Genomic DNA, 25455 nt, shown 5'->3' with positions numbered 1-25455 from the left:
GACCGGGACGCGACTCGGCTAGGCTGAACGCCGGACCAGTTACCTAATACGCGGATATGGCCAAGGCCCGGACAGCCTTCGTGTGCAGCGAGTGCGGCTCGGATTTCAGCAAGTGGCAGGGGCAGTGCAGCGCCTGCGGCGCCTGGGACACGCTGTCGGAGGTGGTGCTGGAGCCCGCGGCTCCGGTGAAGTCACCGGCCTCGCGCCGTTCGGGCTGGGCCGGCAGGGTCGATCCGCCAAAGGTCACCGCGCTCAAGGACGTGGAGCAGGGCGCCGACGTGCGCGTGTCCACCGGCATCGGCGAGTTCGATCGCGTGCTGGGCGGCGGCCTCGTCGCCGGGGCGGTGGTGCTGGTCGGTGGCGATCCGGGCATCGGCAAGTCGACCCTGCTGCTGCAGGCGGTGGCCTCGATGGCGGGGACGCTGCCCGGGCTGTACGTGACCGGCGAGGAATCGCTGGCCCAGGTGGCCGGCCGGGCGGCACGCCTCGGGCTGCCGCTGGAGGGGCTGAACGCGCTGGCCGAGACCGGCATCGAGCGCATCCTCGAGCAGGCCGCGCAGCTGCGCCCGCGCATCATCGTGGCCGACTCGGTGCAGACGCTGTGGACCGAATCGCTCACCGCCGCGCCCGGCTCGGTCAGCCAGGTGCGCGAGAGCGCGGCGCGGCTGGTGCGCTATGCCAAGGAAACCGGCACCGCGGTGTTCCTGGTCGGGCACGTGACCAAGGAGGGCGGCATCGCCGGCCCGCGCGTGCTCGAGCACATGGTCGACGCGGTGCTCTACTTCGAGGGCGATTCGGGCAGCCGTTTCCGCGTGCTGCGCGCGTTCAAGAACCGCTTCGGCGCGGTCAACGAGCTGGGCGTGTTCGCCATGGGCGACAGGGGCCTGAAGGAGGTGCCCAACCCGTCGGCGATCTTCCTCTCCGGCGGCAGCGTCTCCCAGCCGGGCAGCTGCGTGATGGTCACGCGCGAGGGCACCCGCCCGCTGCTGGTGGAAGTGCAAGCGCTGGTGGACGCCTCGCCGCTGTCCAATCCGCGCCGGGTGACGGTGGGCCTGGAGGGCAACCGGCTGGCGATGCTGCTGGCGGTGCTGCACCGGCACGGCGGGATCATGACCGGCGACCAGGACGTGTTCGTCAACGTGGTCGGCGGCATCCGGGTGCAGGAGACCGCGGCCGACCTGCCGGTACTGCTGGCGGTGCTGTCCTCGCTGCGCGACACGCCGCTGGCGGAGAAGACGATCGCGTTCGGCGAGGTCGGCCTGTCGGGCGAGATCCGGCCGGTGCCCAATGGCGAGGAGCGGCTGAAGGAAGCGGCGACGCACGGCTTCGTGCGCGCCATCGTGCCGCGTGCCAACGCGCCCAAGGCGGGCAGCTACAAGGGCATGGAGGTCATCGCCGTCGAGCGCCTCGCCGACGCGCTGGAATACGCCTGAGCCGTCCCGCGCGGGTTCAGGCGCGGGGCGAGTGGCGCGAGACCGGCTGCAGGTCGGGCAGGGGACCGTCGCCGTCGGCGGCGTCGGCGATCACGCGGTCGGACTGATCGATGTCGATGCCCTCGGCCGCGTACCAGTCGGGGTTGTAGTAGCTGTGGTCGTAGCGCTCGCCGCCGTCGCACAGGATGGTGACGATGGAGCCGGTCTCGCCGCGCGCGCGCATCGCCTGCGCCACGCGCAGCACGCCGACGAAGTTGGTGCCGGTCGAGCCACCCACGCGCCGTCCCAGGCGCCGGTTGACGTACCGCATCGCGGCCAGGGCCAGGGCGTCGGGCACCTTCACCATTGCGTCCACGCAGCCGGGGATGAAGCTCGGTTCCACGGTCGGGCGGCCGATGCCCTCGATGCGAGAGGGCGGCGCGGGGTCCGGGGGTGCCGGACGGCCCGCGACCACCGCCGCGTAGTGGGCGTGGAAGGCCGAATGCTCGGGGTCGGCGCACAGCACCCGGGTCGGGAAGCCGCGGTAGCTGGCATAGCGGCCGATGGTCGCGCTGGTGCCGCCGGTGCCGGCGCTGCAGACCACCCAGGCCGGGACCGGGTGCGGCTCCTGCTCCATCTGGCGGAAGATCGATTCGGCGATGTTGTTGTTCGCGCGCCAGTCGGTGGCGCGCTCGGCGAAGGTGAACTGGTCCATGAAGTGGCCGCCGCGTTCGCGCGCCAGCCGCGCCGACTCGGCGGCGATCCCGCGCGGGTCGCCCACCAGGTGGCAGCGGCCGCCGTGGAACTCGATCGCGGCGATCTTCTCGGGCGAGGTCGAGGCCGGGATCACCGCCACGAACGGCAGACCGAGCAGGCGCGCGAAATAGGCCTCCGACACCGCGGTCGATCCGCTGGAGGCTTCCACCACCGTGCTGCCCTCGTGCAGCCAGCCGTTGGCCAGCGCGTACAGGAACAGCGAGCGCGCCAGCCGGTGCTTGAGGCTGCCTGTGGGATGGCTGGACTCGTCCTTGAAGTAGACGTCGATGCCGGGGAAGCCGGGCAGCGACAGCGGGATCAGGTGGGTGTCGGCCGACCTGTTGAAATCGGCCTCGATCCGGCGGATGGCGGCGGAGGTCCAGGCGTGGTGGCGGCTGCAGGCCAGGTGGCCCGGCTCGTCGGGAAACGGCATGGCGTACGCTTCGGCGGGGGAATGCGCAATTCTCGCCGATCCACGCGTTCGCTGCCCGGCACGCATCACGCGCGGGAAGCCGGGACATGGCGCACGACGAACGGGACGCCGCGCGGCGTGCGCACGCCGCCGGCCGCGTCAGACCCGCTGCAGCAGCAGCTCCAGCACGAACTTGCTGCCGAAGAACGCCAGCACCAGCAGCGCCATCGCCACCAGGGTCAGGCGCACGGCCTTGGCGCCGCGCCAGCCGCGCCGCCAGCGGCCCAGCAGCAGGGCGCCGAACACCAGCCACGACAGCACGCTCAGCACCGACTTGTGGATCAGGTGCTGGGCGAACAGGTCGTGCACGAACAGCACCCCGGTGAGCAGGGTCGCCGACAGCAGCACGAAGCCGGCCCAGATGGTCCGGAACAGCAGCGTCTCGAGTTCGGTCAGCGGCGGCAGCAGGCGCAGCCAGCCGTGGAACTCGCGCCGGCGCAGCGCCCGCTCCTGCACCCAGAGCATGATCGCCAGCAGTGCGGCGATGGCCAGGGTCGCGTAGGCCAGCAGGGCCATCCAGGCGTGCAGCTCCAGGCGCCAGTCGAGTTCGCGGGTCGACGCGCCGGTGGTCGCCGCGTCGCCCAGCAGGCACAGCGCGGCCACCGGGAACACCACAACGCCCAGCGCGCCCATGTGCCCGGCGGCGGCGTAGAGCGTGGTCAGGGCCGCCATGCCCAGCCCCACCAGCGACAGGGCGGAGAAGAAGTGCAGGTCGACGCCGCCGCCGGCCCGCCAGGCCAGCACGTGGAACACCGCGTGCAGCCCGATCGCGCTCAGCGCGGTCAGCAGCCACGCGCCCGCCCCGGCCTCGTGCAGCGTCCGCAGGCGGCGCACCACCAGCCAGGCGGCGAGCAGGTAGAACAGGGCGGAGAGGGCGGCGACGGGCATCGCTGCAGTTTCGCATGAACCCGCCGCGGCCCGCAGCGGGCCGGCGGTGGCCGGCGGCTATAATCCGCGCTCCCGTTTCCGCGACGTCCCCGCCATGTTCGAATCGCTGACCCAGCGCCTGTCCGGCACCATCGACCGCCTCCGCGGCCGTGGCCGGCTGACCGAGGAGAACATCCGCGAGGCCACCCGCGAGGTCCGCATCGCCCTGCTCGAGGCGGACGTGGCGCTGCCGGTCGTGCAGGCGCTGATCCAGCGGATCAAGGTGCGCGCGGTCGGCCAGGAGGTGCTCAAGTCGCTGACCCCGGGCCAGGCCCTGATCAAGGTCGTGCGCGACGAGCTGGCGGCGGTCATGGGCTCGCAGGCCACCGATCTCAACCTCAACGTGCCGGCGCCGGCGGTGATCCTGATGGCCGGCCTGCAGGGCGCGGGCAAGACCACCACCGTGGGCAAGCTTGCCCGGCACCTGAAGGAGAAGAAAAAGAAGAAGGTGATGGTGGTGTCCGCCGACGTGTACCGGCCGGCCGCGATCGAGCAGCTCAGGACCCTGGCCGGGCAGAACGGCGTGCTGTTCTTCCCCTCCGACGCCGGGCAGAAACCCGAGGACATCGTGCGCGCGGCGATCGCCGACGCGCGCAAGTCGTTCGCCGACGTGCTGATCGTCGACACCGCCGGCCGCCTCGCGATCGACGAGGCGATGATGGCCGAGATCAAGGCCCTGCACGCCGTCGCCAACCCGGCCGAGACCCTGTTCGTGGTCGACGCGATGACCGGCCAGGACGCGGCCAACACCGCCAAGGCCTTCGGCGAGGCGCTGCCGCTGACCGGCGTGGTCCTGACCAAGACCGACGGCGACGCGCGCGGCGGCGCGGCGCTCTCGGTGCGCTACATCACCGGCAAGCCGATCAAGTTCGTCGGCACCAGCGAGAAGTCCGACGGCCTGGACGTGTTCCATCCCGACCGCGTCGCCAGCCGCATCCTCGACATGGGCGACGTGCTGTCGCTGGTCGAGCAGGTCGAACAGCAGGTCGACAAGGACAAGGCCGCGAAGCTGGCCGAGAAGGTCGCCAAGGGCAAGAAGTTCGACCTCAACGACATGCGCGACCAGCTCGAGCAGATGCAGAGCATGGGCGGGATCGGCACGCTGATGGAGAAGCTGCCGGGCATGGGCCAGATCCCCGAGCACCTCAAGCAGCAGGTCCAGCAGAGCAGGGAAGTGCCGCGCATGATCGCGATCATCAACTCGATGACGCCGAAGGAACGCCGCAACCCCGGCCTGCTCAACGGCTCGCGCCGCGCCCGCATCGCCCGCGGTTCGGGCACCCATCCTTCCGACGTCAACAAGCTGCTCAAGCAGTACCAGCAGATGGAGAAGGTGATGGGCAAGTTCTCGCGCGGCGGCATGAAGGGGATGATGCGCGGGCTGCAGGGCATGATGGGCGGCATGGGCCGCATGCCGTTTCGCTGAGCCCGGCGGCGTCGCCGCAGGCGTGGCGATCGCGCACAATGCGGCCATGACCATCGCCTGCATCGAGGGCCGCCCGGCCACCGCCGACGAACTGCGCGCGCTGGCGCTGGCCGGCTGCGGCCACTTCAGTTCGATGCAGGTGCGCCGGCGCGCGGTGCAGGGGCTGGACCTGCACCTGCGGCGGCTGAAGGCGGGCAACCGCGAACTGTTCGACGCAGGCCTGGACGATGCGCGCGTCCGGGGCGCGATCCTGGCCGCGCTCGACGCGGCCGGGGTGGACGACGCCAGCGTGCGGGTCACCGCGTTCGCGCCTGGCTTCGATCCTTCGCGCCCGGACCGCCCGCAGGCGGTCGAACTGCTGGTGTCGGTCAACCCGCCGCGACAGGCCGACCCGAAGCCGGTCCGGGTGAAGACGTTCGCCTTCCAGCGCCCGCTGCCGCAGGTCAAGCACGTCGGCCTGCTCCCGCAGTTCCACTATCGCCGGCGCGCGCTGCGCGAGGGCGCCGACGACGCCCTGTTCGTGGACGCGCGCGGCCGGATCAGCGAGGGCGCGGTCTGGAACATCGGCTTCTGGGACGGCCACCAGGTGGTCTGGCCCCAGGCCGAGGCCCTGCGCGGGACCACCGAGCGGCTGCTGCAGGCGGGACTGGACGAGGCCGGGGTGCCGCAGCGGCATGCCCCGGTGGAGGCGCGCGCGCTGGGCGGGTTCCGGGCCGCCTTCGCCGCCAATGCCAACGGGATCTGGCCCGTCGCCGGGATCGACGAGACCGTGCTGCGCCCGGATCCGGCACTGATGGGGCTCCTGTCCCGGGCCCTGGAGCGCCAGCCGTGGCGGCCGCTGGCCGGCTGAACGCGGGCCCGGGGTTTCCGCGGGCCGGCCGGATGTCGTAAACTTGCCGGCTTACCTCGCCCTCCTGGCGACTGGGCAATACCGGAAACACACCATGGTCAAGATCCGCCTCACCCGCGGCGGCGCGAAGAAGCGCCCCTTCTACCACATCGTCGTGACCGACTCGCGCAGCGCGCGCGACGGCCGCAACATCGAGCGCGTGGGCTACTACAACCCGGTCGCGCAGGGTGCCGAGCAGCGCGTCGTGCTGGACACCGCGCGGGTCGACCACTGGGTCAAGCATGGCGCGCAGCTGACCGACAAGGTCCGCTCGCTGTACCGCGAAGCCGTCAAGGCCGCCCCGGCCGCCTGATGCCCGGGTTGCGCGCCGCGCAGCCACCGCACGCATGAACGATCCCGCGCGCCGCATCCTCATGGGCAGGATCCGCGGCGCGTTCGGCGTGCGGGGGGAACTCAAGCTCGAATCCTTCAGCGACCCGCCGGAGGCGATCCTGCGCTACCGGCCGCTGCTGCTGCGTACCGCGCGCGGCGAGGAACGCGAGCTCGAGGCGCTCCGCGGCCGCTCCACCGCCAAGGGCGTGGTCGCGCGGATCCCCGGGATCGAGGATCGCGACGCCGCCCAGGCGCTGCTCGACGCCGAGCTCTACGTGCCGCGTTCGGCACTGCCGCCGCCGCGGCCGGGCGAGTACTACTGGGTCGACCTGGAAGGCCTGCGCGTGGCCAACACCGACGGCGTGGACTTCGGCGTCGTCTCGCACCTGTTCTCCACGGGCGCCAACGACGTGATGGTCGTGCGCGGCGAGCGCGAGCGCCTGATCCCGTTCGTGCAGCCCGACTACATCGTCGCGGTGGACTTCGACGCCGGCCGGGTCACGGTCGACTGGGACCGGGAGTTCTGAGCCACGCCGGGGCCGGCTCTGGCATCCTCGCCGGGTCGCCGCCGGCACCGCCCACCCCCGATCCCGGACCCCGCGCATGCGCATCGACCTGATCAGCCTGTTCCCCGAGTTCGTCGCCCAGTGCGCGGGCTTCGGCGTGGTCGGCCGGGCCCGCGAGCGCGGGCTGCTGTCGGTGCACGGCTGGAACCCGCGCGACTACGCCGGGGGCAACTACCGCCGCGTGGACGACCGGCCGTTCGGCGGCGGGCCCGGCATGGTGATGATGATCGACCCGCTGCGGGACGCGATCCGGGCCGCGCGCGCGGCCGATCCGGCCCCGGCCCGGGTCACCTACCTCAGTCCGCAGGGCCGGCCGCTCACCCAGGCCATCGTCCGCGAGCTGGCGGCGCGGCCCCGGCTGATCCTGCTGTGCGGGCGCTACGAGGGCGTGGACGAGCGCCTGGTCGAAGCCGAGGTGGACGAGGAGCTGTCGATCGGCGACTACGTGCTGTCCGGCGGCGAGCTGGCCGCCGCGGTGGTCGTGGATGCGGTGGCCCGGCTGCAGGACGGGGCCCTGAACGATGCGGGCTCGGCCGCGCAGGACAGCTTCGAGGCCGACGGCCTGCTGGACTGCCCGCACTACACCCGCCCGGTGGAGCACGAGCTGGGGACGGTCCCGGAGGTGCTGCTGTCGGGCAACCACGCCGAGATCGCCCGCTGGCGCCGCCGCCAGTCCCTGCTGCGGACCCGACGCCGGCGGCCCGACCTGCTGGCCGCGGCCGACCTGTCGCCGGAGGAGCGGGCCTGGCTGGCCGCCCAGCCGGAGGACGGGGAGGGTACGCGGGACCGCTGAGACCCTCCTGGGCAGGCGTGGCGCCGGGCCTGGTTTCCGGGCTATAATGCGCGGCTGCCCTGTCCCCGACAGGGCACCGTGCCAAGAGCGTGCGTCCGCGTGCACCACGCCTACAACTAATCCAACAGGCTCCATCGAGATCCCGCCATGACCACCAAGCCCACCCTGAACACCCTGCTGCAGCAGTTCGAAAGCGAGCAGGTCCAGCGCAAGCTCCCCGAATTCGGCCCCGGCGACACCGTCGTCGTGAACGTGAAGGTGAAGGAGGGCAACCGCGAGCGCGTCCAGGCCTACGAAGGCGTGGTCATCGGCAAGAAGAACGCCGGCCTCAACTCCTCGTTCACCGTGCGCAAGATCTCGCACGGCTACGGCGTCGAGCGCGTGTTCCAGACCCACAGCGCGTCGATCGAGTCGGTCGAGGTCAAGCGCCGCGGCCGCGTCCGCGCCGGCAAGCTGTACTACCTGCGTGGCCTCGAGGGCAAGAAGGCGCGCATCAAGGAAGACCTGGCCGGCAACGCCAAGGCGCGCGCCCAGGCCGCCGCCGCCGCGGCTGCCGCCGACGCCGAGTAACGCCGCCGGCGCCCCGGCGCCAGGCGAGACCTGCGAACGGCCGCCGATGGGCGGCCGTTTGCGTTCCGGCCCCCTGCAGGAAACCCGCACATGGGTGGACCCACTTCCGGAGCAGCCCCGCAGCGCGGCGTGCGCATCGACGTCTGGCTGTGGGCGGCGCGCTTCTTCCGCACCCGTCCGCTGGCCAGGCAGGCGGTCGAGACGGGCAAGGTCGAGGTCGACGGCCAGCGCCCGAAGGCCTCGCGCCTGGTGCGCGTGGGCGATGCGCTGCGGGTTGTGCGCGGCGAGGACGTGTTCGAGGTCGAGGTGCTGGGCCTGTCGGACCAGCGCGGCCCGGCACCTGTCGCGCAGGCGCTGTACCGCGAGCACGAGGCGTCGCGCCTGGCGCGGGAGGAGGCGGCGAAGCTGCGCAGGGCCGCGCGCGACGGCTATCGCCCGCCCGAGTCGCGCCCCGACAAGCGCGCCCGGCGGCTGCTGCGCGCGCTGGGCGATATCGACGCGCTGTAGGTCGCGAACCTTCCGCGCAATGGAAAGCGCCGGACAATGCCGGCGCTTTCCGCGACGGGCGACGCAGGGAGGATCAGTCGAGCAGGTCGAAGCGGTCCAGGTTCATCACCTTCACCCAGGCGGCGACGAAGTCGTTGACGAACCGCTCCGCGCCGTCCGACGAGGCATACACCTCGGCGAGCGCGCGCAGCACCGAGTTCGAGCCGAACACCAGGTCGACGCGGGTGCCGGTGTACTTCTTCGCCCCCGTCCGGCGGTCCACGCCCTCGTACAGGTTGTGGCCGGCCGGCTTCCACTCGTTCGCCATGTCGAGCAGGTTGACGAAGAAGTCGGTGGTCAGCGTGCCGGGGCGGTCGGTGAACACGCCGTGGCGGCTGCCGTCCCAGTTCGCATCGAGTACGCGCAGGCCGCCGACCAGCGCGGTCATCTCCGGCGCGGTCAGGGTCAGCAGCTGGGCGCGGTCGACCAGCAGGTGCTCGGCCGGCACTTCCGATGCGGCCTTGAGGTAATTGCGGAAGCCGTCGGCGAACGGCTCCATGTGGGTGAACGACTCGACGTCGGTCTGCTCCTGGGTCGCGTCGACGCGGCCCGGGGTGAACGGGACCTCCACCGGGAACCCCGCCGCGGCCGCCGCCTGCTCGATGCCGACGCCGCCGGCGAGCACGATCAGGTCGGCGAGCGAGAGCTTCGTCTCCTTCTGCAGCGCCTCGATCCTGGGCAGGACCTGGATCGCGCGCTGGTTGGCCTGCCAGCCGCGCTGCGGATCGAGGCGGATGCGCGCGCCGTTGGCGCCGCCGCGCTTGTCGCCGCCGCGGAAGGTCGCGGCCGAGGCCCAGGCCAGCGAGACCAGGTCGCCGGCGGGGATGCCGGCGGCGGCGATCTTCGTCCGCGCTTCGGCGATGTCGGCCGGAGTCGGGTGGTGCACGGGCCTGGGCAGCGGGTCCTGCCAGACCAGGTCCTCGGCCGGCACTTCCGGCCCGAGGTAGCGCGACTTCGGGCCCATGTCGCGGTGGACCAGCTTGAACCAGGCGCGGGCGAACGCGTTGGCAAAGGCCTGCGGATCGTCGCGGAAACGGCGCGAGATCGGGCCGTAGACCGGATCGAAGCGCAGCGCCAGGTCGGTGGTCAGCATGGTCGGCTTGCGCTTCGGCGAATCCGGGGTCGGGCCCGGGATGATCGCCCCGGCATCCTTCGCCACCCACTGATGCGCGCCGGCCGGGGACTTGGTCAGCTCCCACTCGAAGTCGAACAGGAACTTGAAGAAGTCGTTGCTCCATTGCGCCGGGGTGCTGGTCCAGGTCACCTCGAGGCCAGAGGTGATGGTGTCGGCACCCTTGCCGGTGCCGAAACTGTTGGCCCAGCCCAGGCCCTGCATCTCCAGGTCGGCGGCTTCGGGATCCGGGCCGACGTGGTCCGCCGGGCCGGCGCCGTGGGTCTTGCCCAGCGTGTGGCCACCGGCGATCAGGGCGACGGTCTCCTCGTCGTCCATGCCCATGCGGCCGAAGGTCACGCGGATGTCGTGCGCGGCCAGCAGCGGATCGGGATTGCCGTCGGGGCCTTCCGGGTTCACGTAGATCAGGCCCATCTGCACCGCGGCCAGCGGGTTCTCGAGGTCGCGGCTGTGGACCTTGCCGTCGGCGTCGTCCTCGGACACCAGCACGCTGTCGTCCTTCGCCTTGGGAACGCCCTCGGATCCGCGCGAATAGCGCTCGTCGCCGCCGAGCCAGGTGGTTTCGCGACCCCAGTACACGTCCTGGTCGGGCTCCCAGGTGTCCTCGCGGCCGGCGCCGAAGCCGAAGGTGCGGAAGCCCGCATGCTCGAGTGCGACGTTGCCGGCCAGGATCATCAGGTCGGCCCAGGAGATCTTCTGCCCGTACTTCTGCTTGATCGGCCACAGCAGCCGGCGCGCTTTGTCGAGGCTGACGTTGTCCGGCCACGAGTTGAGCGGGGCGAAGCGCTGCTGACCGCGCCCGCCGCCACCGCGGCCGTCGCCGATGCGGTAGGTACCGGCGCTGTGCCAGGCCATGCGGATCATCAGGCCCACGTAGCTGCCGAAGTCGGCCGGCCACCAGTCCTGCGAATCGGTCATCAGGGCGTGGAGGTCCTTCTTCAGCGCGGCGTAGTCGAGCTTGCGGAACTCCTTGCGGTAGTTGAACGACTTGCCGAGCGGATTGGTCTTCTCCGAGTGCTGGCTCAGCAGTTCCAGGCGCAGCTGGTTCGGCCACCAGTGGCGATTGGTGGTGCCGCCGGCCGCGGCGGTGTGGAAGGGACACTTGGCTTCGGACGACATGGCGCGATCTCCCGGGCGGGGTGGTGTCGGTGCGTGCGCCCAACTTAGATGGCGGCCGTCAGTTAGGGAAATCGAATGATATGAACGGGTCGATTGGCGCACTCAATCGATTTTCGCCGTGATGCATTGCATCAATCGCTGTGATCAGCAGGCCAGTCCCGCGGCGTGGCCCGATGCCCACGCCCACTGGAAGTTGTAGCCGCCCAGCCAGCCGGTGACGTCGACCACTTCGCCGATGAAGAACAGGCCCGGGACCCGTCTCGACATCATCGTGGTCGAGGACAGGCCGTCGGTATCCACGCCGCCCAGGGTGACTTCGGCGGTGCGATAGCCCTCGGTGCCGCTGGCCACCAGTGGCCATGCCTGGAGCAGCGCGGCCACCTCCCGCAGTTGCCCCGGCCCGTACTGCTTCAGCGGCCGGCTGGGCAGCCAGACCTCGCACAGTCGCTGGGCAAAGCGGCGGGGCAGGACGTCGGCCAGCACGCTGCGCAACTCGGCGTCGGGGCGCTCGCGCTGGCGCGAGGACAGCCAGTCCAGGATGTCGCGGTCGGGCAGCAGGTCCAGGCGCAGGTCGTCGCCGGGCTGCCAGTAGGAGGAGATCTGCAGGATCGCCGGCCCGCTGACGCCACGGTGGGTGACCAGCATGCGGTTGCGGAAGGCCATGCCGTTGCACCGCGCGTCCACCTCCAGCGACACGCCGGCCAGGTCCTGCAGCCGTTCCAGGTGCTTGCCGGAGAGCGTGAGCGGCACCAGCCCGGCGCGCGTGGCCAGCACGGCGTGGCCGAACCGGCGCGCGATCTCGTAGCCGAAGCCGGTCGCGCCCATGCTGGGGATCGACAGCCCGCCGGTGGCGACCACCAGCGATTCGCATTCCAGCGTGCCGAGCGTGGTGCGCAGGCGGAAGCGCCGGTCGCCGTCGTGCGCGATTTCCCCGACGGCGCAGTGGGTGCGCACCTGCGCCTGCACCGCCGCCGCTTCGTCGAGCAGCATGCGCACGATCAGCTTCGAGGACTCGTCGCAGAACAGCTGGCCGAGCTCCTTCTCGTGCCAGGCGATGCGGTGCGCGTCGACCATGGCGATGAAATCGGCGGGCGTGTAGCGGGCCAGCGCCGACTTGCAGAAATGCGGATTGGCGGAAATGTAGTTGGCGGGCGACGTGCCGGTGTTGGTGAAGTTGCAGCGCCCGCCGCCCGACATCAGGATCTTCTTGCCGACCTTGTTGGCGTGGTCGAGCACCAGCACGCGGCGTCCGCGTGCGCCGGCCGTGATCGCGCACATCAGGCCGGCCGCGCCGGCGCCGACCACTACGACGTCCGCGGATGGAGGCAGTCCAGCGTTCACGCGGGCGGCGCCCGCCTGCTCCTCCCCCCGCCCGCGGGAGGAGGCCGGGAAGGGTGCGCGTCGATGCGGAGGGTCCTGCCGCGTGCCGGCGCCATCGTCCGCGTCAGCGCTTGCCCCCCAGCAGCCCGCCGCCGATCTTCAGCAGGTCGCCGAGGCCGAGCTCGCCGTCGCCGTCCTGGTCGAGCACCGCGCCCAGCAGCCCGCCGCCGAGGCCGCCCTGCTGGCGCACCTGCTGCTGCTCGCGGCCGAGGATCGACCCCAGCGCCTGAGGGTTGGCCGCCTGCGCCTGGTCCTTGCCCTGGAACACCTGGCGGGCGAGGAAGGCCAGCACGATCGGCGCGAGGATGCGCATCAGCTGCCCGGCCTTGTCGCTGCCCAGGCCGGTGGCCTGGCCGAGGCCGGCTTCCGCACGCGGCAGCTGGCCACCGAGCACATGGCCGAGGATGCCGGCGCCGTTGGTCTGCCGCGACTGCGCGCCGCCGAGCACCGCGCCGATCAGACCGCCGAGGTCGCCGGCGCCGGAGAAATCCTTCTGCAGTGCGCCGAACAGCGCCTCGGCCCCCTGCGGCTGACTGGCATTGCGGCCGAGCGCGCCAAGCAGCAGGGGCAGCGCGGCGCCCACGGCGGTGGCGGTCTGGTCCTGCCCGGCGCCCAGCTGCTGCGCGATCTGCTGCAGCGGCGCGCCCTGGAGTTGCTGGAACAGCTGCTCGGTCAGGGAACTGGACATCGCACTTCTCCGGGGACGCGCGCGCTGCGCGGGGCGCCTACTGTAGCGCTTCGCTCCGCCCGGAAGGCGCCAGGGGTCCTCGTGCCGGGCACCGGCCGCAGGCGCCACGATGGAGCGGGCGGGACGGACGCACCGTAGCCTGACGATCGGACCCGCGCACCGCCGGCGGCCCGATCTCCGCCGGGAACGCCGGGCTCCGGCTCAGGCCAGGGCCTTGAGCCGGTACAGCGCCTCCAGCGCCTGTTTCGGGGTCAGCTCGTCGGGATCGATCGCCGCCAGTGCGTCGAGCGCGGCCGAGGACGACTGGAACAGCCCGAACTGCTGCGGCTCCCCGATCCGCTCCGGCGACAGCGGCGCGGCCGGTGGCGCTTCGTGCGACCGCTGCTCCAGCTCGGCCAGCCGCGCGCGCGCATCGCGGATCACCGCCCTGGGCAGTCCCGCGAGCGCCGCCACCTGCAGGCCGAAGCTCCGGTTGGCGGGGCCGTCCTTGACCGCGTGCATGAACACCAGCACGTCGTTGCCGTTCGCGTCGTGGTGCTCGACCGCGTCCAGGTGCACGTTGGCGATGCCGCTGCCGGGCGTGGCCAGCGACGTCAGCTCGAAGTAGTGGGTGGCGAACAGCGTGTAGCTGCGGTTGCGCGCGGCGAGGTGGCGGGCGCAGGCCTCGGCCAGGGCCAGGCCGTCGTAGGTCGATGTGCCGCGGCCGATCTCGTCCATCAGCACCAGCGACTGCTCGGTGGCGTGGTGGAGGATGTAGCTGGTCTCGGCCATCTCCACCATGAAGGTGGACTGGCCGCGGGCGAGGTCGTCGCCGGCGCCGATGCGGGTGAGGATGCGGTCGATCGGACCGATCTCCGCGCACGCCGCCGGCACGAAGCTGCCGATGTGGGCGAGCAGCACGATCAGCGCGTTCTGGCGCATGTAGGTGCTCTTGCCGCCCATGTTCGGGCCGGTGATCACCAGCATGCGGCGGTCCTCGCCGAGCACCAGGTCGTTGGGTTCGAAGGGTTCTCCGCGCACCGCCTCGACCACCGGGTGGCGGCCGCGCTCGATGCGGATGCCGGGCTCGGCGGTGAGCAGCGGGCGCGACCAGTCCAGCGACTGCGCGCGCTCGGCGAAGGCGGCCAGCACGTCGAGCTCGCTCAGCGCGGCCGCGCAGCGGCGCAGCGGCTCGAGCCTGGCGTTCAGCGCGTCGAGCAGCTGTTCGTACAGCAGGCGCTCGCGGGCCAGCGCGCGCTCGCGCGCCGAGAGCACCTTGTCCTCGAACTGCTTGAGCTCCTCGGTGATGTAGCGCTCGGCGCCGGTCAGGGTCTGGCGCCGGGTGTAGTGCGCGGGCGCCCTCGCCGCCTGGCCCTTGCTGATCTCGATGAAGTAGCCGTGCACGCGGTTGTAGCCGACCTTGAGGGTCGGGATGCCGGTGGCTTCGCGCTCGCGCGCCTCCAGTTCGACCAGGAACCGGTCGGCGCTGCTGCTGAGCTGGCGCAGTTCGTCGAGCTCGGCGTCGTAGCCGTCGGCGAACACGCCGCCGTCGCGCGCCAGCACCGGCGGCTGCTCGACCAGGGCCTGGGCCAGCAGGTGGGCCTCGGCCGCGTGCTCGCCGATCTGCTCCGAGAGTTCGCGCAGGCGCGGCGAATCCAGCGGCGCCAGCACCTCGCGCAGCGCCGGCAGCATGGCCAGGCCGTCGCGCAGCGTGGACAGGTCGCGCGGCCGCGCCGAACGCAGGGCGATGCGCGAGAGGATGCGCTCGAGGTCGCCGAGCGCGCGGAAGCGCTCGCGCAGCGCCTCGTCGGCGCGGTGGTCGACCAGGGTCGCGACCGCGTCGTGGCGCAGGCGCAGCACCTCGCGGTCGCGCAGCGGCCGGTGCAGCCAGCGGCGCAGCAGGCGCCCGCCCATCGGCGAGACGGTGGAGTCGAGCACGCCGAGCAGGGTGTGGCGGGTCTCGCCGTCGACCCGGGTGTCGAGTTCGAGGTGGCGGCGGGTGGCCGCGTTCATCGCGATCGCACCGTCGCCGCTCTCGACCGCGATCGAGGTCAGGTGCGGCAGGCGCTGCTTCTGGGTCTCCTCGACGTAGCCCAGCAGCGCGCCGGCCGCGGCCACGGCCAGCGCCCTGTCCTCGATGCCGAAGCCGGACAGGTCGTGCAGGCCGAAGAAGCGCAGCAGCTGGCGGCGCGACGAATCCGGGTCGAACAGCCACGGCGGGCGTCGTCGCACGCCGCTGCGACCGGCCAGGAACGCCGGCCAGCCTTCCTCGTCGGGCAGCAGCACCTCGGCCGGCTCCAGGCGCGCGAACTCGGCTTCGAGCTGCTCGTCGTTGGCGACTTCGTTGACCAGGAAACGCCCGCCGGCCAGATCGGCCCAGGCCAGGCCGTATCCGGACTTGCCGCGCGCCAGCGCCAGCAGCAGGGTGTCGCGGCGCTCGTGGAGCAGGGCTTCGTCGGTGACCGTGCCCGGGGTGACGATGCGCACCACCTTGCGCTCGACCAGGCCCTTGCTCGCGGCCGGGTCGCCGATCTGTTCGCAGATCGCCACCGACTCGCCCAGCGCCACCAGCCGCGCCAGGTAGCCCTCCGCGGAGTGGTAGGGCACCCCGGCCATCGGGATCGGCGCGCCGCCCGAGCTGCCGCGCTGGGTGAGGGTGATGTCCAGCAGCCGCGCGGCCTTGCGCGCGTCGTCGTAGAACAGCTCGTAGAAGTCGCCCATCCGGAAGAACAGCAGCACGTCCGGATGCTCCGCCTTGGCGGCGAAGTACTGGCGCATCAGCGGCGTGTGTTCGGTGGCCTTGCCCGGGGCGGGGGAGGGGTCGGGGCGCTGCAACGAGACGGCCTCGGCGGTGGGGAACGGAAAACGCAAGTGTAGCCGGGGCGCCGGCGCGCCGGCTCAGTAGCGCAGGGCGCGCGCGCCCGGCGGCTCGGGCATCCCGCGGGTCGCCAGGACCACGCGGTCGCGGCCGCCGCGCTTGGCCTGGTACATCGCGGCGTCGGCGCGCGCGAGCACGCGTTCGTAGTCCGGATGCCCGTCCTGCAGGGCGACGCCGATGCTCGCGGTCAGGCCGAGGCGGCCGCCGTCGGCCAGCGGCAGCGGCGAATCGGCGATCGCGCGGCGCAGGCCCTCGGCGATGCCCAGCGCCTCGGTCTCGCCCACCGAGCCGAGCACCACCACGAACTCCTCGCCGCCGTAGCGGAACAGGTAGTCGCTGCCGCGGGTGTTGTCGACCAGCAGCGCGGCCACGTGCTGCAGGGCGCGGTCGCCGGCCTCGTGGCCGTGGCCGTCGTTGATGGCCTTGAAGTGGTCCAGGTCCAGCATCAGCACCGCGAACTGGCGACCGGTGTTGGCGTGCAGCGCGATCTCGCGGCGCAGGATCGTGGGCAGGAAGCGCCGGTTGAGCAGGCGGGTCAGCGCGTCGCGCCCGGACGTCGGCGCCGGGCAGGCGCTCGGACAGGGCGGCGTCGATCCGGGCCGAGATCGCGGCGACCTCGCGGGTCTCGGCGGTGTCGCCGAAGCTGGCCAGGCCCTTGTGCAGGAACCAGAGCCCGAACTCGGACCGGCTGATCAGCAGCGGCTGGGGCGGGCCGGGCTGATCCGCGGTGAGCGCGTACAGCACGGCGTTCTCCCAGGCGGGCAGCAGCGCGCGCTGGCGCTCGCGCTCGGTGCCGATGTTCTGGATCAGCGAGAACAGGCGGAACGAGCCGTCGACCGCGCCGGCGTCCTCGCGCGAGCGCGCGTAGGCGCGCGGGCGCGGATCGCGGCGTACAGGTCCTGCTTGAGCAGGCGGCCGCCGCGGTACACCAGGTCCACCGGCACGCCGATGCGCGCGTGCACGTGGCCGACATGCTGCTGCTGGGCGAAGAGCGTGTCCAGATCGGCGGGCGAGGCGCCGAGCAGGCTGCGCAGCCAGCGCTGGAGCGAGGGCTTGAGCCGTTCGCGGACCTGCTCGGGGCTGAGGTAGCGCGACGCGCGCGGGTCGTCGAGCAGCACGCCATAGAAGTGGTCGGCGGCCGCGGGCACGGCATCGGCGTCGATGCCCGCCAGCAGCTCGCGGACCGGACCGGCGAGGGCCTCGAGATGACGCTGCCAGTCGGCGACCAGGCGCTGGTCCTGCTCCGCCGAGGGGCCGGCGCTGCTGCGAGGTGCGGGGATCCGGGCGTTCACGCGCCTATTGTGCGCCGCGGCGGGCACGGAGTCGAAATGCTGCGGCGCACGCCGGATCGCGCCCGCGCGGACCGCCCTGGAACGCCCGTGCCGGCTTTCCGCGGCGGCCGTCGCAGCCCCTTCCCAATCCCGTGAATTGTGTTAGGTTTTCGTTTGATACTGTTCGACGGACGGCGGCCGGTCCCCCCACGCGGGCCGCACGTCCGGAGTCCGTGGCCCGGCCACAAGGGCCTCGATTTTGGTGTGCCAACAACCTCTGGGGGGACCACACATGGCTCGACGCGATCCGCAGCGCAATACCCTTGCCATCGCACTGGTGGCGGCGATCGCCACGATGGCGCCACCCGCCTTCGCCCAGGAAGACCCCGCGCCGGAGCGCGAGGAGGCGAAGACCCTGGCCACGCTCATGGTGACCGCGCAGAAGCGCGAGGAGGCGCTGCAGGACGTCCCGATCTCGGTCGCCGTGCTCGACGAGCAGCTGCTCCAGGACGCGAGCGTCCGCGACATCAAGGACATGCAGATCCTGGTGCCCGGCCTGACCGTCACCAGTACCCAGAACGAGGCGATCACCACCGCGCGCATCCGCGGCATCGGCACCGTGGGCGACAACGTCGGCCTGGAGTCCTCGGTCGGCGTGGTCATCGACGGCGTGTACCGGCCGCGCAACAGCGTCGGCTTCGGCGACCTCGGCCAGCTCGAGCGGATCGAGGTGCTCAAGGGCCCGCAGGGCACCGTGTTCGGCAAGAACACCTCGGCCGGCGTGATCAACGTGGTCACCCGCCGCCCGAGCTACACCCAGAGCGTCGAGGGCGAGGTCACGGCCGGCAACTACGGCGCGCTGGGCGTCGCCGGCGCCTACAACGACTCCTTCAGCGACCGCTCGGCCTTCAGCATCTACGCCGCCAAGCGCAAGCGCGACGGCTGGATGGACGTGCGCACCGGCGCGGGCCCGCGCGCCGAGGCCGAGGACTACGACCAGAACTTCCACACCCTGCGCGGCAAGCTGCTGTTCGAACCGACCGAGAACCTGGAGATCCTGCTCTCGGCCGACTACACCAGCCGCGAGGAGAACTGCTGCACGGCGGTGCAGACGGTGATCGGGAGCAGCTCGGCGATCATCAATGCGCTCACCGGCGGCCAGGGCCTCCCGGTGGTGTCGTCGTTCCCGTCGCCCGGCGACCCGTTCGCGCGCGTGGCCTACAGCAACCGCGCCACCACCCAGGACATCAAGGACAAGGGCGTGTCGGCCCACGTCGAGTGGGAGACCGGCTGGGCCGGCGACGCCACCCTGACCTCGATCACCGCGGTGCGCGACTGGCAGACCATCAACGGCCTGGACTACGACTTCAGCACGGCCGACATCCTCTACCGCAACGCGGACGAGGACGAGTCGTTCACCGGCTTCAAGACCTTCAGCCAGGAACTGCGCCTGACCGGATCGAGCGAGCGGGTGGACTGGATGTTCGGCCTGTTCTACTCGGACGAGGACCTCGACCGCGCCGAGACCTACCGCATCGGCCCGGACTACGAGCGCTACCTGTCGATGGGCCTGCTCGGCCTGATCAACCCCGCGTTGCTGGCGCTGCCGCCGCAGCTGAGCACGACCTTCCTGGCCGACGCGACCGGGCGCGCGCCCGGCACCGTGTTCTCCGGCCTGGGCGCGCTGGACCACTACTCGCAGAACGCCAGGAGCGTGGCCCTGTTCACCAACAACACCTGGCACGCCACCGACGCGCTCGACCTGACCCTGGGCCTGCGCTACACGAAGGAAGACAAGGAGCTGACGGGGCGCTACAGCAACCCCAACGGCAGCCCGGGCTGCGCCTCGTTCTTCGGCGCCGCGGGCATCGATCCGGCCGCCGTCGGCAGGATCGCGGGCGCGCTGACTGCGCGCGGGGTGCCGTTCGCCAGCCTGCCCGCGGCCACCCAGCAGACCCTCATCGGCCAGGTGGTGGCCTACAGCTGCCTGCCCTGGGCCAACGTGCTGCACCACGGCCGCAACACCTACCAGGAATTGGAGGAAAAGGAGTGGTCGGGCACGGTCAAGGCCGCCTACCGCTGGAACGACAGCGTGATGACCTACCTGTCGTACGCGCGCGGCTACAAGGCGGGCGGCTTCAACCTCGACCGGACCCAGTCCGCGACCGCGGCCAACCCGCTGCCGATCAACCCGACCACCGCGGATACCTCGTTCCCGGGCGAGTTCGTCGACAGCTACGAGCTCGGCGCCAAGACGACCTGGGCCGACGGATCCCTGCTGCTCAACGCGACCGTGTTCCACCAGGAGTACGAGGACTTCCAGCTCAACAGCTTCCTGGGCACGAGCTTCGTGGTCCGCTCCATCCCGGAGGTGACCTCCAGCGGCGTCGACGCCGAGATCCTGTGGCAGCCGAAGGCCGCGCCGGGCCTGATGCTGCAGGGTGGCGTGATGTACGCCGAGACCAGGTTCGGCCGCAACATCCCGGGACCGGACTTCGTCCAGGGCACGCCGCTGAGCAGCTCGGGCGCGCTGTACAAGCTGCCGGGGGCGACGATGCCGTTCGCGCCCGAGTGGTCGGGCTCGCTGGCACTGACCTACGAATGGGACTTCAGCAACTCGTGGGTCGGGCGCTTCAACATCGGCGCCAAGTACATGGGCGACTACAACACCGGCTCGGACCTCGACGTCGAGAAGCACCAGGAGTCGTACACGGTGGTCAACGCGCGCTTCGGCATCGGCGCCAGCGACCAGCGCTGGATGCTCGAGTTCTGGGGCACCAACGTCACCGACACCGAGTACGTGCAGGTGGGCTTCGACGGTCCGCTGCAGGCGCTGTTCCCGGATCCGGGCAACAGCTTCAACACGTTCAACGCGTTCCCCGCCGCGCCGCGGATGTACGGCGTGACCCTGCGCCTGCGCTACTGAGGCGTCCCGTCAGCCGACCCGGGGCCCGCGCGCCGCGAGGAGCGCGGGCCTTTTCGTGCCCGTGCGGCCGCCCTGGGCGGCGGAACGCGGCGCGATCGGGGCGATCGCGCGGCCCTGGACACGACCGCGATGCGGCATCCCCCGGGAGCGGTCGGCCCGGCCGGACCGCGGGTCCCCGCCTGCCGACATCGCCGGCATCTTGGGCGACAATGGAACCTCCCGTCCCGGCGATGCCCATGGCCACTCAGGTTCCCGACGACCAGGCGCTGCACCGTCTCGCGGTGGACGTGGGGGAACGGCTGCGCGCCGGCCGGCACATGCTGGTGACCGCGGAGAGTTGCACCGGCGGCTGGATCTCGAAGGTGGTGACCGACATCGCCGGGTCGTCCGAGTGGTTCGACTGCGGCATGGCCGTCTACAGCTACGAGGCCAAGCAGGCGATGCTGGGCGTGCATCCCAACACGCTGGAGGTGCACGGCGCGGTCAGCCGCGAGACCGCGATCGAGATGGTGTCCGGCGCACTGGTGCATTCGGGCGCGAGCGTGGCGGTGGCGGTGACCGGCATCGCGGGCCCCGGGGGCGGCAGCCCGGACAAGCCGGTCGGCACGGTCTGGATCGCCTGGAAGCGTCGCGGCGACTACGCCCGCGCCGGATTATTCCATTTCGCCGGCGACCGCGAGGCGGTGCGCAGGCAGACCGTGGCCGCCGCGCTTGCGGGCATCGGGCGCGTGCTGGAGTAGCGGCGATGGCGAGCGGGAGCGCAGGCTGATGTGGGAGGCGCTGGGCACGGTGCGCGACCTCGGGCGCCTGCAGGAGATCGCCCGGGTCCTGGTGCGCTACGGCTTCGGCGACGTGGCCCGCCGCATCGGCCTGGCCGGCGCGCTGGAACGGGCCGGGCGGCTGGTGCACTGGCACGCGGTGGAAGAGGGCCTGCTGCAGCTCGACACCGCCTCGCGCGTGCGTGCGGCGCTGCAGGACCTGGGTCCGACCTACGTCAAGCTCGGACAGGTGCTCGCCACCCGCGTCGACCTGTTGCCGCCGCGCTGGATCGAGGAGCTCTCGGCGCTGCAGAACGCGGTGCCGGCGGTGGATTTCGAACTGGTCCGTCCGCAGCTCGAGGAGGACCTCGGCGCCGATCCGGACACCGTGTTCGCCGACCTGGCGCACGTGCCGATGGCGGCGGCCTCGCTGGCGCAGGCCCACGCCGCGCGCCTGCACGACGGCACCGAGGTGGTGCTCAAGGTGCGGCGGCCGGGCATCCGCGAGGTGGTCGAGGCGGACCTGCGCCTGCTGCGCCACCTGGCCGTGATCGTCGAGAAGCAGATGCCCGAGCTGGCGCGCTTCCATCCGGCGGAGATGCTGCACCAGTTCGCGACCTCGCTGCTGCGCGAGCTCGATTTCGCCGCCGAGTGCCGCAATGCCGAGCGCGTTGCGCGCAGCTTCGAGGGCGACCCGCGGATCGTGGTGCCGAAGGTCTACTGGCAGTGGACCAGCGAGCGGCTCAACGTGCAGGAGCGGCTGGTCGGCATCCCCGGCAGCGACCTGGGCGCGGTGGACGCCGCCGGGCTGGACCGCGCGCAGCTGGCCCGCACCGGCGCCGGGATCGTGCTCAAGATGGTGCTCGAGGACGGCTTCTTCCACGCCGACCCGCACCCCGGGAACATCTTCTACATGCCCGGGGGCGCGATCGGAGTGATCGACTTCGGCATGGTCGGGCACGTGTCCGCGCCGCGCCGGTTCCAGATCGTGCGCCTGCTGCACGGGCTGGTGGGGCAGGACGCGGAGTCGGTGGCGGACGTGCTCGTGGACTGGGCCGGCGACAATCCCGACATCGACGAGGCCAGGCTGCAGGAGTCGGTGGAGCGCTTCGTCGCCCAGTACCGCGGGGTGCCGCTGAAGGACCTGCGGATCGGGGCGATGCTCGGCGACGTGGCCGCGATCCTGCGCAACCACGCGCTGGTCCTGCCGCCGGACCTGGCGCTGATGATCAAGACCTTCCTCACCCTGGAAGGCATGGGCCGGCGGCTCGACCCGGACTTCGACATGGCCACCGAGGCGCGCCCGTTCCTGGAGCGCGCGCTGCGGGCGCGCTACCGGCCCTCGGCGCTGGTCCGGCGCGGCAGGCGCGCGGCGATGAACGCCTTCGACCTGCTGCGCGACACGCCGCGCGACCTGCAGCGGCTGCTGCGCGCCGCGCGGCGGGGGCGCATGCGGGTGCAGGTGGAGGTCGAGACGCTCAAAGTGTTCGGCGACCAGGTCGATCGTGCCGTGAGCCGGTTGACCATGGGCGTGGTGACCGCCGCGCTGATCGTCGGTTCCTCCATCGTGCTCAACAGCGCCGGCGGGGTGAGCAGCAGCGGGCTGCGCCTGCTGGGCGTCATCGGCTTCGTGGGCGCGGCCCTGGGCGGACTGTCCGTGCTGTTCTCGATCTGGCGGAGCGGGCGCCGCAAGTAGGGCGGGGTGTTGCGCCGCGATCGGGTTAGTAGTATTACTACTAACCATGAACCTGACCGACACCCAGCAGGCCATCCTCGAGCTGATCGCCGAACGGATCGAGGCCGAGGGCGTGCCGCCATCGCAGACCGAGATCGCCCGTGCCTTCGGCTTCAGCAGCGTGCGCGCCGCCCAGTACCACCTCGAGGCGCTGGAGTCCGCCGGCGCGATCGAGCGCGTCCCGGGCCGGGCCCGCGGCATCCGGCTGACCCGGCCGGTGGCCACGGCCCAGCGGCCCCTCGAGCTGCCCGCGGGCAACGACGACGCGCTGCGCCTGCCGGTGCTGGGGCAGGTGGCGGCGGGGCTGCCGATCGGCGCCGACATCGGATCGGACGACTTCGTCGTGCTCGACCGGGTGCTGTTCTCGCCGGCGCCCGACTACCTGCTCAAGGTCAAGGGCGATTCGATGGTCGACGAGGGCATCTTCGACGGCGACCTGATCGGCGTGCACCGCACCCGCGACGCGCGCAGCGGCCAGATCGTGGTGGCGCGGGTGGACGACGCCATCACCGTCAAGCTGCTCAGGATCGGCAAGGACCGCATCCGGCTGCTGCCGCGCAATCCCGACCACGCCCCGATCGAGGTCCTCCCCGACCAGGACTTCGCCATCGAGGGCCTGTACTGCGGCCTGGTGAGGCCGAACCGGTGAGCCCGGCGCGGGGTTTTCCGACACCGCCCGCGGCACCGGCCCGGCAGCGCCGCGGCCCGGCCGGCCCCAGGATCGACCGTGGCGTCCAAGTCGCAGCTTTTGCGATGGGCGCCTGCAAGGATGCACGCAACCCGACAACACCATGACAAGGACCAGCACGATGGACGAGAACAAGAAGCGCGCCCTTTCCGCGGCCCTGAGCCAGATCGAGAAGCAGTTCGGCAAGGGCTCGGTGATGCGCATGGGCGACGGCAGCGTCGAACCGGCCGAGGTGGTCGGCACCGGCTCGCTGATGCTGGACATGGCGTTGGGCATCGGCGGCCTGCCCAAGGGCCGCGTGATCGAGATCTACGGTCCCGAGTCGTCGGGCAAGACCACGCTCACCCTGCAGACCATCGCCGAGTGCCAGAAGGCCGGCGGCACCGCCGCCTTCATCGACGCCGAGCACGCGCTCGACCCGACCTACGCGCAGAAGCTGGGCGTCAACATCGACGACCTGCTGGTCTCGCAGCCCGACACCGGCGAGCAGGCGCTGGAGATCGCCGACATGCTGGTGCGCTCGAACGCGGTCGACGTCGTGGTGGTGGACTCGGTGGCCGCGCTCACGCCCAAGGCCGAGATCGAGGGCGAGATGGGCGACCAGCTGCCCGGCCTGCAGGCGCGCCTGATGAGCCAGGCCCTGCGCAAGCTGACCGGCAACATCAAGCGCAGCAACTGCATGGTGATCTTCATCAACCAGCTGCGCATGAAGATCGGTGTGATGATGCCGGGCCAGAGCCCCGAAACCACCACCGGCGGCAACGCGCTCAAGTTCTACGCCTCGGTGCGCCTGGACATCCGCCGCATCGGCGCGATCAAGAAGGGCGACGAGGTCATCGGCAACCAGACCCGGATCAAGGTGGTCAAGAACAAGATGGCGCCCCCGTTCAAGCAGGTGATCACCGAGATCCTGTACGGGGAGGGCATCAGCCGCGAGGGCGAACTGATCGACATGGGCGTGGACGCCAAGCTGGTCGAGAAGGCGGGCGCCTGGTACAGCTACAACGGCGAGCGCATCGGCCAGGGCAAGGAGAACGCGCGCAACTACCTCAAGGAGAACCCGGAGGTGGCCAGGAAGCTCGAGGCCGACCTGCGCGAGAAGTTCAAGCCCGCGGACGCCCGCCGCGACGGGGACGAGGATGCGGGCGCCGCCGCCGGCTGAGGCCCGCCAGGACTTCGCGGCCAGGGACGGCCTCCTTCTCCTGCGACCTGCCCTGCCCGTGGGCGGGTCGCTGCGCCTGCGACTGACGCAGGCCCGCCGGCTTCGACGTTCCGTCCTCCCGCGACGCCGCGTGCGGGCGGGCGGCGCAGGCGCGATCATGACCTGGATGCCCCGCATGCGGGCGTCGAGGGCAGGGAGGTGACATGTACGGACTGATCGGAAGCGCCACGGCCCAGCCGGGCCGTCGCGACGAACTGGTGGCGATCCTGCTGGAAAACGTGGGCGCGATGCCCGGCTGCCTGAGCTACGTGGTCGCAGAGGATCCGGCCAATCCCGACGTGGTCTGGATCACCGAGGTCTGGGACAGCGCCGAGCGCCACCGCGCCTCGCTGGCGCTGCCCGCGGTGCGCGACGCGATCGCCCGCGGCAAGCCGCTGATCGCCGCGTTCGGCCAGTACGTCGAGACCCGTCCCGTGGGTGGGCACGGGTTCGCCCCGGCGGCGTGAGCGACCACGCGCCGGCGCGGCGGCGGCCCCGCCAGCCGCAGACCCCGCTGCAGCGGGCGCTCGGCCTGCTGACCCGGCGCGAGCACTCCCGCCGGGAGCTGACCCGCAAACTCGGCGCCCGGGGCGTCGATCCCGAGGAGGCGAGGGCGGCGGTGGCGAAGCTCGCCGAGGCCGGCTGGCAGGACGATGCGCGCTTCGCCGAGTCGCTGGTACGCAGCCGGGCCTCCGGCGGCTACGGTCCGCGCCACATCCGGGCCGAACTCGGCACCCACGGCCTGGACGGCGATGCGATCGAGGCCGCCATGGCGACCTTCGAGGGCGACTGGGCCGAGCTCGCCCGCGACCTGGTGCGCCGCCGCTTCGGCGAAGCCGGTCCGGCGGACCTGGCGCAGCGGCGCAAGGCCGCCGACCTGCTCGCCCGGCGCGGGTTCGACGGCGAAACCATCCGCGCGGCGACCCGGTTCGACCCCTTCGATCCCGACGCCTAGCCTGGCCTGCCGCGGCACGCGTCCGGGCCCCGGCGCGTCGGGACCGCCGCCCCGG

22 protein-coding genes and 2 pseudogenes are annotated in these 25455 nt (G+C 71.9%); 15 read left to right on the top strand and 9 right to left on the bottom strand.

Going from position 1 to position 25455, the window contains the following annotated elements:
• Nucleotides 1-56 precede the first annotated feature (56 nt).
• Nucleotides 57-1433: a DNA repair protein RadA gene (gene radA / locus LUTJ29_RS0106695; RefSeq protein ID WP_027071855.1), complete on the top strand. Its 1377-nt coding sequence runs from the start codon at nt 57-59 to the stop codon at nt 1431-1433.
• A gap of 16 nt (nt 1434-1449) precedes the next feature.
• Here radA and LUTJ29_RS0106690 read toward each other — a convergent pair whose 3' ends face one another.
• The gene (locus LUTJ29_RS0106690) at nt 1450-2601 is read right to left on the bottom strand and encodes a PLP-dependent cysteine synthase family protein (protein ID WP_051322778.1); all 1152 of its coding nucleotides are present in this window, start codon (nt 2599-2601) and stop codon (nt 1450-1452) included.
• A gap of 138 nt (nt 2602-2739) precedes the next feature.
• Nucleotides 2740-3528 carry a cytochrome c biogenesis protein CcsA gene (ccsA, locus tag LUTJ29_RS0106685; protein WP_027071853.1) on the bottom strand — a complete coding sequence of 263 codons (789 nt, stop codon included), beginning with the start codon at nt 3526-3528 and terminating at the stop codon, nt 2740-2742.
• A gap of 94 nt (nt 3529-3622) precedes the next feature.
• On the opposite strand from ccsA, the gene ffh reads away from it, so the two are divergent.
• From ffh to LUTJ29_RS0106650, 7 genes are all read left to right on the top strand, one after another.
• Nucleotides 3623-4993 carry a signal recognition particle protein gene (ffh, locus tag LUTJ29_RS0106680; protein ID WP_027071852.1) on the top strand — a complete coding sequence of 457 codons (1371 nt, stop codon included), beginning with the start codon at nt 3623-3625 and terminating at the stop codon, nt 4991-4993.
• Nucleotides 4994-5039: 46 nt separating this feature from the next.
• Nucleotides 5040-5843: an aminotransferase class IV gene (locus LUTJ29_RS0106675; RefSeq protein ID WP_027071851.1), complete on the top strand. Its 804-nt coding sequence runs from the start codon at nt 5040-5042 to the stop codon at nt 5841-5843.
• 94 nt (nt 5844-5937) lie between these two features.
• Nucleotides 5938-6195, top strand: coding sequence for a 30S ribosomal protein S16 (gene rpsP / locus LUTJ29_RS0106670; protein WP_027071850.1), 258 nt, complete (start codon nt 5938-5940; stop codon nt 6193-6195).
• 34 nt (nt 6196-6229) lie between these two features.
• Nucleotides 6230-6742 carry a ribosome maturation factor RimM gene (gene rimM / locus LUTJ29_RS0106665; RefSeq protein ID WP_027071849.1) on the top strand — a complete coding sequence of 171 codons (513 nt, stop codon included), beginning with the start codon at nt 6230-6232 and terminating at the stop codon, nt 6740-6742.
• Between the two features lie 76 nt (nt 6743-6818).
• A complete protein-coding gene (trmD, locus tag LUTJ29_RS0106660; protein ID WP_027071848.1) occupies nt 6819-7574 on the top strand; it encodes a tRNA (guanosine(37)-N1)-methyltransferase TrmD in 756 nt (251 codons plus the stop codon).
• A gap of 147 nt (nt 7575-7721) precedes the next feature.
• A complete protein-coding gene (rplS, locus tag LUTJ29_RS0106655; RefSeq protein ID WP_027071847.1) occupies nt 7722-8144 on the top strand; it encodes a 50S ribosomal protein L19 in 423 nt (140 codons plus the stop codon).
• A 90-nt stretch (nt 8145-8234) separates the two neighbouring features.
• Complete coding sequence (locus tag LUTJ29_RS0106650; RefSeq protein WP_051322777.1) at nt 8235-8651, top strand: RNA-binding S4 domain-containing protein; 417 nt, start codon at nt 8235-8237, stop codon at nt 8649-8651.
• A gap of 73 nt (nt 8652-8724) precedes the next feature.
• On the opposite strand, the gene katG is transcribed toward LUTJ29_RS0106650, so the two are convergent.
• The 7 genes and pseudogenes from katG to LUTJ29_RS19000 form a co-directional block, all read right to left on the bottom strand.
• Entirely contained in the window at nt 8725-10941 is a 2217-nt protein-coding gene (gene katG, locus LUTJ29_RS0106645) for a catalase/peroxidase HPI (RefSeq protein ID WP_027071845.1), read from the bottom strand.
• A gap of 144 nt (nt 10942-11085) precedes the next feature.
• Nucleotides 11086-12270 (bottom strand): NAD(P)/FAD-dependent oxidoreductase, encoded by a 1185-nt coding sequence (locus LUTJ29_RS0106640; protein ID WP_255327200.1) that lies wholly within the window; start codon nt 12268-12270, stop codon nt 11086-11088.
• A 115-nt stretch (nt 12271-12385) separates the two neighbouring features.
• A complete protein-coding gene (locus LUTJ29_RS0106635) occupies nt 12386-13009 on the bottom strand; it encodes a DUF937 domain-containing protein (protein ID WP_027071843.1) in 624 nt (207 codons plus the stop codon).
• A 201-nt stretch (nt 13010-13210) separates the two neighbouring features.
• On the bottom strand, nt 13211-15766 hold the full coding sequence (gene mutS, locus LUTJ29_RS0106630) for a DNA mismatch repair protein MutS (protein WP_084524745.1): 2556 nt from the start codon (nt 15764-15766) through the stop codon (nt 13211-13213).
• Nucleotides 15767-15886: 120 nt separating this feature from the next.
• Nucleotides 15887-16408, bottom strand: a pseudogene (locus tag LUTJ29_RS19005) (GGDEF domain-containing protein); the annotation flags it as partial.
• An 88-nt stretch (nt 16409-16496) separates the two neighbouring features.
• Nucleotides 16497-16610: pseudogene (locus tag LUTJ29_RS19160) on the bottom strand (hypothetical protein); the annotation flags it as partial.
• Between the two features lie 62 nt (nt 16611-16672).
• Nucleotides 16673-17158 (bottom strand): protoglobin domain-containing protein, encoded by a 486-nt coding sequence (locus tag LUTJ29_RS19000; protein WP_027071841.1) that lies wholly within the window; start codon nt 17156-17158, stop codon nt 16673-16675.
• A 271-nt stretch (nt 17159-17429) separates the two neighbouring features.
• Here LUTJ29_RS19000 and LUTJ29_RS0106615 point away from each other — a divergent pair, with 271 nt between their 5' ends.
• The 7 genes from LUTJ29_RS0106615 (at nt 17430) to recX (ending at nt 25400) form a co-directional block, all read left to right on the top strand.
• Nucleotides 17430-20063, top strand: a complete 2634-nt coding sequence (locus LUTJ29_RS0106615; RefSeq protein ID WP_051322776.1) for a TonB-dependent receptor — start codon at nt 17430-17432, stop codon at nt 20061-20063.
• Nucleotides 20064-20293: 230 nt separating this feature from the next.
• Complete coding sequence (locus LUTJ29_RS0106610; RefSeq protein WP_051322775.1) at nt 20294-20803, top strand: CinA family protein; 510 nt, start codon at nt 20294-20296, stop codon at nt 20801-20803.
• Nucleotides 20804-20831: 28 nt separating this feature from the next.
• Complete coding sequence (locus tag LUTJ29_RS0106605) at nt 20832-22517, top strand: AarF/UbiB family protein (RefSeq protein WP_027071838.1); 1686 nt, start codon at nt 20832-20834, stop codon at nt 22515-22517.
• A 46-nt stretch (nt 22518-22563) separates the two neighbouring features.
• Nucleotides 22564-23205 (top strand): transcriptional repressor LexA, encoded by a 642-nt coding sequence (gene lexA / locus LUTJ29_RS0106600; RefSeq protein WP_027071837.1) that lies wholly within the window; start codon nt 22564-22566, stop codon nt 23203-23205.
• A gap of 160 nt (nt 23206-23365) precedes the next feature.
• Nucleotides 23366-24406, top strand: a complete 1041-nt coding sequence (gene recA, locus LUTJ29_RS0106595) for a recombinase RecA (protein ID WP_027071836.1) — start codon at nt 23366-23368, stop codon at nt 24404-24406.
• 203 nt (nt 24407-24609) lie between these two features.
• Entirely contained in the window at nt 24610-24912 is a 303-nt protein-coding gene (locus tag LUTJ29_RS0106590; RefSeq protein WP_027071835.1) for a putative quinol monooxygenase, read from the top strand.
• Entirely contained in the window at nt 24909-25400 is a 492-nt protein-coding gene (recX, locus tag LUTJ29_RS0106585; RefSeq protein WP_027071834.1) for a recombination regulator RecX, read from the top strand. Before LUTJ29_RS0106590 ends, recX begins: the two co-directional genes overlap by 4 nt.
• Nucleotides 25401-25455 lie beyond the last annotated feature (55 nt).

The organism is Luteimonas sp. J29, assembly GCF_000472505.1.
Lineage (GTDB): Bacteria > Pseudomonadota > Gammaproteobacteria > Xanthomonadales > Xanthomonadaceae > Luteimonas.
Note: the sequence above shows the minus strand (reverse complement) of the source record. Positions and strands in the feature narration are given on the sequence as shown.

Excerpts from the sequence above, each read along its gene's own strand:
- radA (WP_027071855.1), top strand. The coding sequence starts at position 57 with ATGGCCAAGGCCCGGACAGCCTTCGTGTGCAGCGAGTGCGGCTCGGAT.
- LUTJ29_RS0106690 (WP_051322778.1), bottom strand. The coding sequence starts at position 2,601 with ATGCCGTTTCCCGACGAGCCGGGCCACCTGGCCTGCAGCCGCCACCAC.
- ccsA (WP_027071853.1), bottom strand. The coding sequence starts at position 3,528 with ATGCCCGTCGCCGCCCTCTCCGCCCTGTTCTACCTGCTCGCCGCCTGG.
- ffh (WP_027071852.1), top strand. The coding sequence starts at position 3,623 with ATGTTCGAATCGCTGACCCAGCGCCTGTCCGGCACCATCGACCGCCTC.
- LUTJ29_RS0106675 (WP_027071851.1), top strand. The coding sequence starts at position 5,040 with ATGACCATCGCCTGCATCGAGGGCCGCCCGGCCACCGCCGACGAACTG.
- rpsP (WP_027071850.1), top strand. The coding sequence starts at position 5,938 with ATGGTCAAGATCCGCCTCACCCGCGGCGGCGCGAAGAAGCGCCCCTTC.
- rimM (WP_027071849.1), top strand. The coding sequence starts at position 6,230 with ATGAACGATCCCGCGCGCCGCATCCTCATGGGCAGGATCCGCGGCGCG.
- trmD (WP_027071848.1), top strand. The coding sequence starts at position 6,819 with ATGCGCATCGACCTGATCAGCCTGTTCCCCGAGTTCGTCGCCCAGTGC.
- rplS (WP_027071847.1), top strand. The coding sequence starts at position 7,722 with ATGACCACCAAGCCCACCCTGAACACCCTGCTGCAGCAGTTCGAAAGC.
- LUTJ29_RS0106650 (WP_051322777.1), top strand. The coding sequence starts at position 8,235 with ATGGGTGGACCCACTTCCGGAGCAGCCCCGCAGCGCGGCGTGCGCATC.
- katG (WP_027071845.1), bottom strand. The coding sequence starts at position 10,941 with ATGTCGTCCGAAGCCAAGTGTCCCTTCCACACCGCCGCGGCCGGCGGC.
- LUTJ29_RS0106635 (WP_027071843.1), bottom strand. The coding sequence starts at position 13,009 with ATGTCCAGTTCCCTGACCGAGCAGCTGTTCCAGCAACTCCAGGGCGCG.
- mutS (WP_084524745.1), bottom strand. The coding sequence starts at position 15,766 with ATGCGCCAGTACTTCGCCGCCAAGGCGGAGCATCCGGACGTGCTGCTG.
- LUTJ29_RS0106615 (WP_051322776.1), top strand. The coding sequence starts at position 17,430 with ATGGCTCGACGCGATCCGCAGCGCAATACCCTTGCCATCGCACTGGTG.
- LUTJ29_RS0106610 (WP_051322775.1), top strand. The coding sequence starts at position 20,294 with ATGCCCATGGCCACTCAGGTTCCCGACGACCAGGCGCTGCACCGTCTC.
- LUTJ29_RS0106605 (WP_027071838.1), top strand. The coding sequence starts at position 20,832 with ATGTGGGAGGCGCTGGGCACGGTGCGCGACCTCGGGCGCCTGCAGGAG.
- lexA (WP_027071837.1), top strand. The coding sequence starts at position 22,564 with ATGAACCTGACCGACACCCAGCAGGCCATCCTCGAGCTGATCGCCGAA.
- recA (WP_027071836.1), top strand. The coding sequence starts at position 23,366 with ATGGACGAGAACAAGAAGCGCGCCCTTTCCGCGGCCCTGAGCCAGATC.
- LUTJ29_RS0106590 (WP_027071835.1), top strand. The coding sequence starts at position 24,610 with ATGTACGGACTGATCGGAAGCGCCACGGCCCAGCCGGGCCGTCGCGAC.